This is a genomic window from Bradyrhizobium denitrificans (genome assembly GCF_013179005.1).
Classification (GTDB): Bacteria; Pseudomonadota; Alphaproteobacteria; order Rhizobiales; family Xanthobacteraceae; genus Bradyrhizobium; species Bradyrhizobium denitrificans.
Genome location: NZ_JABFDP010000054.1, coordinates 21,728 through 34,565, shown reverse-complemented (window position 1 = coordinate 34,565; position 12,838 = coordinate 21,728). Strand labels below are relative to the sequence as shown.

Genomic DNA, 12,838 nt, shown 5'->3' with positions numbered 1-12,838 from the left:
ATCTGAGGGTCGGACGTTCGAATCGTTCCGGGCGCGCCATTCAAATCAATAGCTTAGCCAAATTCACCTTTTGAGATTTGAAAACTAAACCGGTTTCTCAAACGGTGGAATACGTAATTGAAGTGCTGTAGGTCCGCGGTCCCCGAGCGGCCTTGTCGGCTATCCAAGAGGCATCCCTTCTGCCCGGTTAGCTCGTCAGGCTCATAACCCTGATACGCCATGTCTGCGGGCGATGCGCCTTTCGGCGCACGCGGTTTGACTGCGTCAGTTCTCGCCGGGCCAACCATGACGCAGGAGAAGCTTGTATCCGCTCTCGCTGAGCCAGCGGGCGCGTGCCATGTAGCTCTCATAAGCCGGACGAACTCGCTGCGGTCCACGGGCGGGATCGATATGCAGGACGATCTCCGCGACTTCCCGCCAGTCGGCGCAATCGGTTGCGGCGTCGGGCAGCCGCAGATAGGTGATCGCATGCTCGTGACCGTAGGGCGTCAATGCGTCATCTGCCGGCGCGAGATCGGCGCAATCGGGATCGAGCGGTACGTTTTCCATGGGGTCTCCTGACCAGCCGAGGAGTGACGAAGCTCGCTTGAGAGTTTGGTCAGGGTGTGACGGTCCGGCAAGCGGTGACGATGCGTTAAAGTATACCCTTTCTCGCCGCCGCCGCGGCAGTCCTTAGTGCGCTGCCCTCGGCGCGGCGCAAGGGCGCGTCCTGCGCATTTTGGCCGTAGCCGCTTAACTGTGGCATGCCGCGCAGATGGACGTAAGATCAGTCGAGTAGACCAGGTGTGCGCAGTCCCAAAATGCGATAATATCAAGATGGCCGCCTTAAAGCCGTGGCGGAAACCCTATGCAGCACATTGAATGGCTAAGAACGGCAACCGAGACGATTTCTCACAGGCAACGAAGAACCGGCTTGCCAAGCAGGCTCGGTATCATTGCAGCAATCCCAGCTGTAGGCATCTGACATACGCGCCTACGAGCAACGGCGCCAAGGAAATCAACATTGGTGTTGCCGCCCATATCTGCGCTGCAGCGCCAGGTCCGGGTGCGCGCCGCTACCGCTCCGACATGACGCCCGAGCAGCGGATGTCGCCCGACAATGGCATCCACCTTTGCCAAGACTGCGCCAAGACTATCGACTCCGACGATCCCGTATTCTCTGAGCGGGTCTTGCACGGTTGGAAGCGCAAGCACGCCGAAGACATGTGGCGAAGTATTGTCGAAAAGACCCCGTTCGGGCCAACAATGCCCCCTACCGTCGGGGAGATCGGTGCCCTCCTGCAAGCTGCGGCAGCTGCAGATCTTGAAGTGTTCAAGCGCTCCGGCAAATGGCCACAGACCAACGTCAGTTTAATGCTAAAAGTCGAGGGTCAGCCTGAGCCGGGGCTTGCGAGCGTGCTCGGTCAAACACTCGGCATCCTGGACCATCTCGTGATCGTGGCCCCACCGGGCACCGGCAAAAGCACCGTTTTATTTCAGATGGCCGAGGGGTCCGTTAGCACCAAGAGCGGGACGCCTTTGGTCATTTCCCTCTCCGACTGGTCAACCGGCGGGCTCTCGCTGGTCGAGTCCATTTTGCGTCGGCCGGCCTTCCGCGGATTAACCGAAAGTGATTTGCGTGCGGTGGCCGAGCAGCCCGGCGTTGTGTTCATGTTCGACAGTTGGAATGAACTCGGCGGCGACGCGCGACGACGCGCGCGGACCGAAATTCAGGCCCTGCGGGCCGAATTGCCGGCAGCGACATTCGTCCTTACCACACGTCCGGAGAGTTCCACGGTCCCGTTCGAAGGCCAGCTCTCAACTGTGCTCGAGCTTAACGATCAGCAACAGATTGACATCGCTCGCGAGCTCAAGGGCCAGGAAGGCGTGCGGCTTGTGGATCAGGCATGGCGCACGCCAGGTGTACGAGAGCTCGTCACGATAGCTCTCTACCTTACGACCCTGCTTTCCCTACCAGAGGGGCAACCGTTCCCAAATACTAAGGAAGAGGTGCTGCGGCGCTTCGTCGAGGCTCACGAAAAACAGCCCCAACACGCCGAGCCGCTGTGCGCCGTCACACATGGACTTCAAACGGCGTTCTTGAGCGATCTGGCCGTGACAGCTACGCGGGCTGCCAACACCTCGATCCCGGAAAGCACCGCCCGCCGATCCGTCTCAAGAACGGATGACGTGCTCGTCAGCGATGGCCAACTTACGATCAAGCCGCAACCGAATGACGTGCTCGATGCCCTTGTGAAACATCACCTGCTCATCAAGACAGGCGAACCTGCGAGCTATCGCTTTCAGCATCAGCAGTTTCAGGAGTGGTATGCCTCCAAGGAAGTCGAAAGCGCGATGCTTTCAGCCACTACGGACACGCAAGCGCTGCAAAGGCCCAAAGCCGACATACTAAATGCCAAGCCTTGGGAAGAGGCGATCTTGTTTGCTACCGAGCGTATGTCCCGCGGTGAGGACAGCCAAGTGAAGGCCTGCGCAGTGACAATCCTTGCTGCTTTTGACGTAGACCCCGATTTGGCTGCCGAAATGATCTACCGTTCGACCGATGCGGTATGGGCTCAAGTGTCGCCCGAGATTTGCGATCGCGTTCGGCGGTGGCATAGGCCAGAAAAGTACGATCGGGCCGTGCGGTTCATGATCACGTCCGGCAGGCCCGAGTTTCGGGATCTGGTGTGGCCGCTCATCACTCATGACGATCAGCAGCGGAGCTTACCAGCGCTCCGAGCGGCTCGGCGGTTCCGTCCGTCTGTTCTTGGTCCTCACGCGGCAAAGGACATTCTCGCGTTGCCCTCAAAGAAGCGCGAAACGATCGTTTCCGAGATCGCCTTCCGGAGTAGCATGGACGGACTCGATCTTGCCGCCCAGATTGCAAAGAGTGATGCAGACCCCGCGCTGAAAGCTGCTGCTGTTGAGGGAATGGCCTGGCGGCGCGCGGATCACCATATCGCTGACGTTCTAAGCACAGTGAACCAGGAGACTTTCGACCTTCTATACCAAAAGGGCTATCTCGAAGAGATTGACGACAAAGCCGTCCAGGATGGTCTCTCATCGGCGCGTGCGCGCGCCGAGAAAGAGTTGTCGGCCTATAAGAGGCTTCGTGCCGCATTGTATTCGAGCGACGGTGAAGACCATGTCGCGGAACTTGTTGAACTGATCGCCACTGTTGACATCAAAAGCCAGCAGGACTCGCAGGCTGCGCTGATTCACGAAGCCAGTAGACGTTACAGCGAGGCCGTCGGCCAAGGGCTACTGAGACGCCTCAAGGACGGCCGAGAGCTGTTCTATGGCGCTGACGACATTTTAGCCGCGTCCGGTATCGTCATCGAAGACGATACGCTTGTCGAGATGGCACTGGCGCCACCGAAAAGAAATGACTTTCGGGCCGAAGCCGCTGCCTCCGTGCTTGGCCCTGCGAGCGTTGGTAAGTTGATCGACGCGAAACTCGCGCTGAACGCTGAACTGAAGGCACTTCGAAGATATGACGAGGGTTTAGCGAACCGCTATTACGGGTTGCGCGAGCTTATCGCTCACGCGCCCGGCGCCAGCGTTCTCATCGCGGTTCAACAACGTGCTGCCTCAGCCAATAACGATGCCATCCATGAGTTGTCGAAGTTGCTCTCCCGCAAACAAGAGTACGGTGCACGGGCGCGCCCCTTCCCGAATAATGCACACGCTGAGGTCGCGAAATTGGCGGCCGAATGGGGCGAGCGCCTGGTTGCCAGCGGTGATACGGCAACACGAGAGCAATTTGCCGCTATCGCAGACCTGATCGCGCAGTTCCCGAGTGTTGGATTGCTGTCGATCCTTCACCGACTTCTGGAGGTGGAGCTGACGAAGTATCGCACCCTTCGAAAGGAGGCAGCAACCGAACAATGGCAAGGGCCAGCCGCGAACGGGGCGAGAATGAACCACTTTCCGAGCTATCAACGTGCGTTCGCGGCGATCCGCTCGTCAGAAACAACCGCGTTGATGGTCAGCTATTTATCGGATGAACATTTTGGCGACACGGCTGCCAACGTTCTCCAGAGTCAGTGGGCCGACTTGCACGAACCGAAGTTGGAAGGCGCTCCCGGCCATAGCAAAGAGTTTTCCCGCGTTGAGGACGCGCGGAAAGCTCGATTGAGCAGCTGCAACGCTTCCACGCCAGTAGCCGATGCGATCTTCGCGGCAATCACCCCGCTCATCGCCGAAGGCGCAACCGAATTGCAAAAGCAGCATGCTGTAAAACTTGCGATTCACGGGGTCAGATTGCCTCACGGTGATCGGTCCGACGTAATTGAAACTCTCTTGGAAATTGCGCCACAACAGGCGCGAGCAGTGATTGTGAGGAATCTTATCCTCTCTGGTGGAGCGGTCCCGTTGGACGTCGTAAAAGTCGGAATCAAAGATGTCTTTGAGGACGCGAAAAAGTACCCGTGGATATTGGATGAAGGATGGCAGCTCAAGGCCTGGCTCTCACTCCTGCCGTTTACGGACCATACCGAAAAGCTGCCCGAGATAATCGCCGATTTACCAGAGCGTTTCCGCGGCCCACATTTTCTTGAGGAAATGCTCCGCGTGACGGAGCACGTCGAGTCCTCCGCGATCGAGGGCGCACTTTTCGATCTGGCCGATAATGACGCGGCGTTCCTCGACAGCCAGGTATGGCGTGAGGCCATACGTCTTCGCGGTACACTGACCTCAGCCCGGCGCTATCTCGATCTGGTACTGGAAAACAAGATTGAAATGCGCGACGGCTGGCAAAGCTCAGAGCACCTTGCCGAGCTACTGAATAGACACTCTGAGTTACGGACATACGCCTATAGCGTGTTGAAAGACGGGGAAACGCCGAAGTTGACCCTATTGGCAAGAGCCATCGCCGAGGGCAGCGATCCCGATGGGCTCATCCAACTTGTTCAGCTGGAAAACCAGCGCGGTCAACGGTTCATCACCTTGCGGACCATACAAAGGGCGGTGACGGAGCATATACCCTCCGATCCAGAGCGCGGCGCGTTTGAGATGTTACCAGTCGCGGCCACAGAGCTTCGGCGAAAACTATTGGCTCTCACGACGGATGGCGGTCAGGCTGACGCGGCGGCTCGCGTACTTCGCGAAATCGATCGCCTTCGGGACGAATTCGGCGCGCCAGAAGATGAGCCTCGGCACCCCGACCTGGCGTCGGGCAAACCTTGGCCCATTCTTTCCCCAGGCTCTGACGCGGTTTCGGGCTCGTAATCCTCGAAGTCCAGGTCGAGTGGCGCTTGAGCATCGGGGGCGCCTGCTCACGAACAAGGGAGCAGAAGGAGCTTGATCCGAAACTGTACGACCACAACATCGCGGTGGACGCGATCGTATCTGTCCAACGTCTGGAATCCGATGCGTCAGCTGATCGTATGCTGGCCGTAAAATGGGATAAGTCGCGCGCGAAACTGTTGGAGGGGGCCACCAAACGAGACGCTCAGGCTGTTGAGGCGCTAAACAACGTCGTGCGCAAAACAAACACTGTCTGTTGCACTATCAAGCGGTGTAAGGTGTCGCTCGCCGGAGGCACTCGCGTTCGGGGCTGCCGCTTCGCGGCACCGCTATTGCCGCCCCGAACGCGGGTGTCTTGTTAACCGGTCTCGCGACTGCACTCGGTCCCGGGTCCCGCGGCGGCCGCTATGCTGACCCTCGTGTGGGTGCCTTCTCTGTCTGCGCTTTGCTTTGGCTCAATTGTTTGCCGATTGCGAATTGGCAGGTGGGGACTGAGCAACGGTCGGATTGGCGTCGTTGGGTGCTCGATCAGCGGCAATTCCTTGCTTTCACATTCAGCGTGTCGACGTGCAGGATCGAGGACGTAGAGGTTCCGGACCTTCTTGACCGGGACGGCTCCGCGCGGGTCGGGGCCGCCGGGATGGCGCGCTTCGTCGCGGTGGCCTGCCGGCAGGGTGAAGGTCTCGTTGTGGCCGCCGACGCTGTTGAGAAGCTCGGTCTCGCCGATCGGGTGCTCAGCGATGAGGTGGATGACGCCACAGGCGCGCTGGACCTTGCCGCGGCAGGTGATCATCTGGACGCCGAGGATGATGCGGCGCTGCTTGTCGAAGAGGGATAGCCAGATGATCAGGTTGGCGATGTCGGTCCGTCTTCCTGGGTGATGAACATGACGCCCTTGGCCGAGCCGGGTTTCTGGCGGAAGAGGCCGGTGACCGTGATGCGGAAGCCGTGTCTGGCTGTTTGAGGGCATGGCAGGGCGCGATGTTGCGCGCGTTGAGCTGCTCACGCAGGAAGGTGGGGATGGGCACGCAACGTCAGGCCTCAGGCGCGATAGTCTTCGACCACTTCGCTGCCGGAGGTCATGGGGGGCAAGTTCGACGGGGCGCTCCGTGATCTCGGGCTGGATCCGCTGCTCGCGCCGGTCCGTCTCGGCGAACAAGGGCAGGGTGTCGGCGCGCAGCGTCCTGATCGCCCAGGCGGCTTCGTGGCTGCTGATGTCCAGCGACTGGGAGACATCGGCGCGGGCGAGCCGCGCCAGGACGAACTCGCTCGATGTTCGGTCGCCCGCCTAGTTTCCGAGATAGAACCGCGCGACGGCCATGATCCGGTCCGCCAGAAATGGGTCGGTCTTGTCGAACGGGCTCGCCGCAGCATCGGCAAAATGACCGGCCAAGTCCCGCGCTCCGTCGAACTCTCGATTGTTGAACTGATCGAAGCATAATCCCCAGATCGCGCGCAAATTGAAGATCCTGCGATCAAGTCGGTCAGCCAGTTCGAGCGCGCCGGCGAGAACCGGATGGGCCTCTGGGGGGCCACTCTCGTCGAACATCAACGCCCAGCCGAGCGCCGCCAAGAGTCGTCTGCGGATGGGGTCGTCATCGGCGCTGTCTCCGAGGGCAGCCAGCGCCGTGGTGGTGCGCTCACGGCACTCGGCGAACAGAGACAGCCGCTTCCAAAGTGTCACGGCAGCCGCAGTGAGCGAGATACCCAAGGGCATGTCGCCGTCGGGCAAGAAGGCCCAGTCCAAGGCCGCGCGTAGATTATCCAGCTCTCCGGCATGGATGCTCGTCCAGTCAGTCGACCGCGTTGACGTGTCCGTATTTGCCCGTTCGAACAGATCGCGGAAATACGCCGCATGGTGACGAGCGCGTTGGCCAGCTTCACCGGAGTCATTGAGCTTCTTGAGCGCGTAAGTGCGCGTGGTGTTCAGCAGCCGGTAGCGCGGCGGGGCGGTCGCTGACGGCGCGATGAGTGACTTTGTGAGCAGATTGTCGATTGCCTCAATCGTCTCCGAGGCGTCGATGCCGTCTCCGGACGCAACCGCGATCGCCGCCTCAGGCGTGAACGATCCGGCGAAGACCGACAGCCGTCGCAAGGTGGCCCGCTCGGTCTCTGGCAGGAGATCGTAGCTCCAGTCGAGCGCCGCTCCGAGCGTTTGATGTCGGGGAACTGCCGTACGACGGCCTCTCCATTGCAGGGAAAAGCGGCTGTCGAGCAGCGACGCGGTGCCGGCGATGCCGTAGACGTCGACGCGGCTGGCTGCCAGTTCGAGGGCGAGCGCGATGCCATCGAGTCTGCGGCAGATTTCGGCGACAAGAGGTGCATCCCGGTCGGTGAGTTGAAACTGTCCGCAGCTCTGTGCAACGCGTTCGACGAACAGCTGGACCGCGGGGTAGGCGAGAATGGAGGCCGTATCCAAGCCGTCGCGCTGCGGTGGGCAATCGAGTGGAAACAGTCGAAATACCCACTCCTCGGCGGAGCGGAACGATTCGCGACTGGTCGCGAGAAGACGAATGTCCGGTGCCTCATGAACGATGCGCTCGGCGAGCGGCGCAAGCGTTTCCAGCACATGCTCGCAATTGTCGAGGATCAAGAGCGCGGGGCGGGCTCGGAGCATCGTCAGCAGATCGTGAACCGGATCTTCGGCGCTGCTCGCGAGTCCAACCGCGGAGGCTATGGTTGTCGCGGCGAGACTGGGATCTTGCAGCGATCCAAAATCGATGAAGAAGGCGTCCCCTTCGAACTCTGCGAGCCAGCGATGGCCGACAGCCACGGCAACAGCCGTTTTGCCAATGCCGCCCGGACCGACCACGCTGATGAAACGGCGAGTTGAAATCGCGGTCGCAATCTTCTGAATGACTTGCTCGCGGCCGATGATCTTTGGGAGCTTTGCCGGCAAGGAGTGGCGCGCGGAGGGTTCAGCGTGAGGGGCGGCGACGCAAGTCGCAAGCTCGGTGACCGAGGCGACAAAGCAGTAGCCACGTCCGGCGACGTTGACGACGAAGCGGGCTGACTTGCCGGTATCTCCAAGTGCCTTGCGCAAAGCCGTGATGTGGAAGCGGAGGCTTCCTTCGTCCACGTTCACGTCGGCCCAGATATGCTCGACGATCTCCCTCTTGCCGACGACTTCACCGCGCCGCCCGGCAAGGAAGACGAGGATGTCGAGCGCGCGCCCCCCAATGTGCAGGGGGACGCCGTCCTTCTCCAGAAGACGGGCCTGCGGAAACAGGCGAAACGGCCCGAATGCGATGGCGTTGTCCCCGCTAACGGTGCCTGGCATCTGCGATGACCTCTGACGAAGCAAATGCGTTGGACGGGGGCCGAGGCACCGTCCCACTTTAGACAGTTTGAACTGTATAAAGTATCTAAAACTTGCGCAACCCCTTTTTCTGGTCTTGAATAGGATTCGGCGGTTGTGCGCCAATCAGGCGCGAGAGCCTGCTCCTTTGGAGACCTGGAGTGATCGTCGGCGATACTCAGCAGAAGCTGCTCTCGAAACTCCTCGAAGCCAAATCGGGGCTGACCGTGGATGAGCTCGCCGCTTCTCTCGACATCACGCGGAGTGCAGTGAAACAGCACCTCACCGGACTCGAGCGCTCCGGATTCGTGCAGCACACCTCCTCGCGGAGTGGCGGCCGTCCCCGCTTTCTCTACACCTTGACCGATAGCGGCATCGATCTGTTTCCCAAGCGTTATTCCTGGTTCTCGCGGGTGATGCTCGAAAGCCTGCGCAAGACGATCGGAGCCTCCAGGTTCGGGGCCTACATGTACGAGCTTGGGGTCGATATGTCGGCCCAGGCAATTCCGCGCCTCGTAGGGAAGACCCGCGTGGAGCGCGTGGTCGAGATCGTGAAGATCATGAATGAGGCTGGCTTCGCCGCGCAGGTCACCTCACCGGGCGCAGGCGAAAAACTGCCGCGCATCGAGTGCCGCAACTGTGTCTTTCATGATCTCTCAAAGGACTATCAGGAAGTCTGCCAGTTCGATCTGGGATTTCTCTCCGGACTGATGGGGGCACCGATAGACCACCAGGAGTGCATGCAAAGAGGCGGTCAGATCTGTCGCTTCAGGTTCTTGCCAAAGGCCTGAGATTCGGCCGGTGGTGCCCTCTTGCCGAATGGAGTCGGAGCCGAAGCGGCGATGGCGCGCGGATCGAAGTCGGGATCTGCCATGACGGCGCAGATCTTACGCATCTGCATCCCGATGTTTCCTGCGTCATAGAGCGGAAACACCGAAGCTTCGCGAAGGTAGCGCTCCAATGGGAGTGATCGATCCAGCGAATTCACGCCTACGACTTTCATCGCCTGGTACACCGCGGCAAACAGCATCTCGCTGCAGAACACCTTCGCCATCGGCCCGATGGCGTGTCCATCCGCGTTGTGCAGGTCGAGATAATGAGCGGCTTTCCAGGCGAACGCCCGGCCGGCTTCGACCTTCATGGCCACCTCCGCCAGAGTATAAGCCACGATCTGGTGGGAGATGATCGGTTGCTCGCCGCCGCCGGTGTACGTCTTGGCCCATGAAAGCGCGTATTCATAGGCGGATCGCGCGACTCCGACCGAGGCGATCGCCGCGACCGGTCCGGACCAGGTGAATGCCTTGTTGACGACGAGATCGCCGTTGCCGATCGCGAAGATGTTTTCCTCGGGAACGCGGCAGTTGGAGAAGATCATCGAATTGTTCTGGCACAGGCGATGTCCTAGCTTTGAGATCGGCTCCTCATAGGTGACGCCGGCCGTTCCCCGCGGCACGATGGCCGCGCTCAGCCCACGTGAGCCGCCTGCCTTCGGGTCGGTCCTGACGATGCAGACGTTGACGTCCGCACCCTGAAGGTCCCAGCCGCCGGCGTTGGCTGGCCAGAATTTGCGGCCGTTCAGAACATATTCGCCATTCGCCTTGTCATATTTGGCCGTGAGGCCGATGCCTGCTGGATATGGCGCCGGTCCATCGAAATTCGCGGTCCCTCCCGGTGCCCCCGGGCGCTCACTCACCGTCCAGCCGGCAAGATATTCGCCGCGCGGATCGCTGGCCGCGGGCACCAGCCACTTCTGCTTCTGCGCTTCGGAGCCGAACCAGACGATCGGCATCAGAGCGAGGCCGTTGACCAGTAGAACCGTGGCAAAGCCGGGATCGACCGCGCAGATCTCTTCGACGACGATCTGCAGATCGGTATTCGATATGCCGCCACCCCCATACGCCTTCGGGATGAAACCCGTCGCGAAGCCAAGCTTGTAGCTCTCGACATAAGCTGCCTTGATGGCTTGAAACGCCTTTTGCGGATCGGGGTCTTCATCGGCGGCGCGGATCAGCGGGGCCAGGATCTCATTGGCGAACTCGCGTGCAATTCGCTGCAGCCGTCGCTGATAGTTGGTCAGGGTAAAGTCGATCGGCACTGTCACCTCCGGCCATTCGGCGTACAGACACAGCTTCGCAAATTTGAGCCGATTGTGGATGTCTAGAATGTCGGCAAGGCGGTCATGTCCGGGGAGCTGCAATGCAACCATTGCAATGCGTTGATGTGACAGGTGATTTCGATTTCATCAAACAGGAGTCGGCCAATGGAACCGCTTGGGGGAAAGCCCACCCATCGGGAACTACTCCGACCAGAACCTGGGCTCGGCTCTGGGCGTAGGGGCCTCGAGGAAGAGTTCCCCAAGCTCGCGCCGTGAGGATCTAGCCTTCAAGTACGTGGGGATGAGCGAGATACGTCCGGCCCGAGGGTCGGTTAAAGGACATGCGGCAGCCTAGCTGCCGTGGTGGACAGCGCGCCTGATGCTCCTCTTCAAACCGGCGAACTCTTTCTTCAGGCGCGGCACCGCGAAGTCGGTGAAGGCGCGTACCTTGAGTACCGGAAGCCTGCCCTGCGGGCAGATCAGATGGACCGGCATTTCCGGGTCCTCATCATCCCCAAGCACAACTTCAAGATCGCCGCGTGCGACCCGTTCGGCCACCTGGTACGAATACATTCGGGCCAGGCCGCGCCCTGCGACGGCGGAGGCCACTGCTGCATAGGTGCTATTGACGATGAGGCGGGGATTGAAACGGACGATGCGTGGCGCTGAGGATCCCGGATAAGGCGCGAAGGTCCAGGAATTCGGCAGATGCGCCATCGCCACGATCTGGTGCTTGGAAAGATCGCGGGGCTCGGTGATGCGCGGATGCTGCTTCAGGTAGCGCGGGGCTGCCACGACGACGCGGCTGACCTCACCGAGCCGTATCGCCACCATTGCCGAGTCAGCCAGCGGACCGATGCGGAGAGCGACATCGATGCGCTCCTCGATCAGATTGACGGCGCGGTCGAACAGCAGGAGCTTGGCTGACACGGCCGGATACGCGTCGAGAAAGGCATCGAGGATAGGCCGCAAAGCCATTTCGCCCGATACCACGGGCGCAGTGATCGTGAGAAGACCACGTGGCGTGCTGCGTGGTCCGGCCGCGATATCCTCGGCCTCCTCCAACTCGGCCAGCACGCGGCGGCAGACCTCGACATAGCGCTCGCCCTCCACGCTCAGCTTGATCGACCGTGTGGTCCGATGCAGCAACTCGGCGCCGAGCCGCTGCTCCAGGAAGGCGATTGCGCGACTGACGGCCGCCGGCGAGCGGCCGAGTTTTCGCCCTGCGGCAGCTAAGCTTCCTTCGTCCACTGCAAGGACGAATACCTTCATCGCATCCAGACGATCCATGAAATCCTTGTCGCCCTGTCACAGTCCCGCGACAGGCTAGGCGTTCGCCTCTACTTCGACAACTGCCGGCGGACGGTGGTCCCGTATTCGTTCGCTGCGCGAAAGAGTGTCTGCCGCACCGCGGATATTCGCATCCAAGCCGCCGAAGCGTACCTGACAGAACCAAGCCGGTCAGTGCTGGCCGAGCTTTCAAACCAACAACGGGAGCCTGTCATGGGTATCGAGCAGAAGGTCGCGATCATCACCGGGGCGTCGCAGGGGATCGGTGCCGCCCTGGTCAAGGGTTTTCGCGATCGCAACTATCGCGTCGTCGCAACGGCGCGTTCCATCAAGCCCTCCGGGGACGATGACGTCCTTGCAGTCGCCGGCGACATCGCCGATCGCGACACCGCCGAGCGTGTCGTGCAGCGCGCCGTCGACCGTTTCGGCCGTGTCGACACCTTGGTCAACAATGCCGGCATCTTCGTCGCCAAGCCGTTCACGCAATACACCGCCGAGGATTATGCGGCGGTGATGGGCACGAACGTGGCCGGGTTCTTCAACATCACCCAGCTCGGCATCGCCGAAATGGAGAAGCAAGGATCCGGCCACGTCGTCCAGATCACGACCACGCTCGTCGACCAGGCCAACTCCAACGTTCCCTCGGTGCTGGCTTCGTTGAGCAAGGGCGGGCTGAATGCCGCGACCAGATCGCTTGCGATCGAATATGCCAAGCGTGGCATCCGCGTGAATGCCGTATCGCCCGGCATCATCAAGTCACCGATGCACCCGGTCGCGACACATGCGCAGCTAGGCGCGATGCACCCGGTCGGCCACATGGGTGAGATGTCCGACATCGTCGATGCTGTGCTCTATCTCGAAGGTGCCGCCTTCGTGACCGGCGAGATTCTTCACGTCGACGGTGGCCAGAGCGCGGGCCACTGAAG

General features: G+C 60.8%; 8 protein-coding genes. 3 read left to right on the top strand and 5 right to left on the bottom strand.

Annotated elements, in window-relative coordinates; all coding sequences use genetic code 11:
• Window positions 1-264: 264 nt before the first annotated feature.
• Window positions 265-549: a DNA -binding domain-containing protein gene (locus tag HL671_RS36430; RefSeq protein WP_172243738.1), complete on the bottom strand. Its 285-nt coding sequence runs from the start codon at window positions 547-549 to the stop codon at window positions 265-267.
• Window positions 550-861: 312 nt separating this feature from the next.
• Here HL671_RS36430 and HL671_RS36425 point away from each other — a divergent pair, with 312 nt between their 5' ends.
• Window positions 862-5,211: an NACHT domain-containing protein gene (locus HL671_RS36425; RefSeq protein ID WP_172243735.1), complete on the top strand. Its 4,350-nt coding sequence runs from the start codon at window positions 862-864 to the stop codon at window positions 5,209-5,211.
• Window positions 5,212-5,587: 376 nt separating this feature from the next.
• Here HL671_RS36425 and HL671_RS36420 read toward each other — a convergent pair whose 3' ends face one another.
• Both HL671_RS36420 and HL671_RS36415 read right to left on the bottom strand, forming a co-directional pair.
• Window positions 5,588-6,199, bottom strand: coding sequence for a hypothetical protein (locus HL671_RS36420; protein WP_172243732.1), 612 nt, complete (start codon window positions 6,197-6,199; stop codon window positions 5,588-5,590).
• A 318-nt stretch (window positions 6,200-6,517) separates the two neighbouring features.
• On the bottom strand, window positions 6,518-8,509 hold the full coding sequence (locus tag HL671_RS36415; protein ID WP_172243729.1) for an ATP-binding protein: 1,992 nt from the start codon (window positions 8,507-8,509) through the stop codon (window positions 6,518-6,520).
• A 179-nt stretch (window positions 8,510-8,688) separates the two neighbouring features.
• On the opposite strand from HL671_RS36415, the gene HL671_RS36410 reads away from it, so the two are divergent.
• A complete protein-coding gene (locus tag HL671_RS36410; RefSeq protein ID WP_172243726.1) occupies window positions 8,689-9,318 on the top strand; it encodes a helix-turn-helix transcriptional regulator in 630 nt (209 codons plus the stop codon).
• On the opposite strand, the gene HL671_RS36405 is transcribed toward HL671_RS36410, so the two are convergent.
• Window positions 9,282-10,622, bottom strand: a complete 1,341-nt coding sequence (locus HL671_RS36405) for an acyl-CoA dehydrogenase family protein (protein WP_172243724.1) — start codon at window positions 10,620-10,622, stop codon at window positions 9,282-9,284. The genes HL671_RS36410 and HL671_RS36405 overlap by 37 nt on opposite strands.
• 351 nt (window positions 10,623-10,973) lie before the next feature.
• Complete coding sequence (locus HL671_RS36400; RefSeq protein WP_172243721.1) at window positions 10,974-11,912, bottom strand: LysR family transcriptional regulator; 939 nt, start codon at window positions 11,910-11,912, stop codon at window positions 10,974-10,976.
• A 213-nt stretch (window positions 11,913-12,125) separates the two neighbouring features.
• Here HL671_RS36400 and HL671_RS36395 point away from each other — a divergent pair, with 213 nt between their 5' ends.
• On the top strand, window positions 12,126-12,836 hold the full coding sequence (locus HL671_RS36395) for an SDR family NAD(P)-dependent oxidoreductase (protein ID WP_172243718.1): 711 nt from the start codon (window positions 12,126-12,128) through the stop codon (window positions 12,834-12,836).
• Window positions 12,837-12,838 lie beyond the last annotated feature (2 nt).

Coding starts and splice junctions, on each gene's coding strand:
- HL671_RS36430 (WP_172243738.1), bottom strand. CDS start 549: ATGGAAAACGTACCGCTCGATCCCGATTGCGCCGATCTCGCGCCGGCA.
- HL671_RS36425 (WP_172243735.1), top strand. CDS start 862: ATGGCTAAGAACGGCAACCGAGACGATTTCTCACAGGCAACGAAGAAC.
- HL671_RS36420 (WP_172243732.1), bottom strand. CDS start 6,199: ATGCCCTCAAACAGCCAGACACGGCTTCCGCATCACGGTCACCGGCCT.
- HL671_RS36415 (WP_172243729.1), bottom strand. CDS start 8,509: ATGCCAGGCACCGTTAGCGGGGACAACGCCATCGCATTCGGGCCGTTT.
- HL671_RS36400 (WP_172243721.1), bottom strand. CDS start 11,912: ATGGATCGTCTGGATGCGATGAAGGTATTCGTCCTTGCAGTGGACGAA.
- HL671_RS36395 (WP_172243718.1), top strand. CDS start 12,126: ATGGGTATCGAGCAGAAGGTCGCGATCATCACCGGGGCGTCGCAGGGG.